The sequence below is a fragment of the Streptomyces ossamyceticus genome (assembly GCF_001418475.1).
GTDB classification, from domain to species: domain Bacteria; phylum Actinomycetota; class Actinomycetes; order Streptomycetales; family Streptomycetaceae; genus Streptomyces; species Streptomyces ossamyceticus.
Genome location: NZ_LIQX01000476.1, coordinates 16,163 through 16,373, shown reverse-complemented (window position 1 = coordinate 16,373; position 211 = coordinate 16,163). Strand labels below are relative to the sequence as shown.

The 211-nt window shown below is 73.0% G+C and carries 1 pseudogene; it reads right to left on the bottom strand.

Annotated features, from left to right (window positions below):
* Positions 1-211 (bottom strand): annotated as a pseudogene (locus tag AOK15_RS47485) (transcriptional regulator); the annotation flags it as partial.

Sequence of the window (211 nt, the reverse complement as noted above, 5' to 3'; positions counted from 1 at the left end):
GTTCGGCGGCCTCGTCGGACTTGCCGCGGCGGTGCAGGACGTCGGCGAGTTCGACGGCGACCTGGCTGGTGTAGAGGGCGGCGCGCTTGGCGGAGAGCATGCGGCGGGCCTCGCGCAGCTCGGCCTCGGCGCGGTCGTAGGCGCCGTTCTGGGCGTGGAGGTAGCCGCGCATCCAGTGGCAGTTGGCCAGCTCGGTGCGGATCTGGAGCTG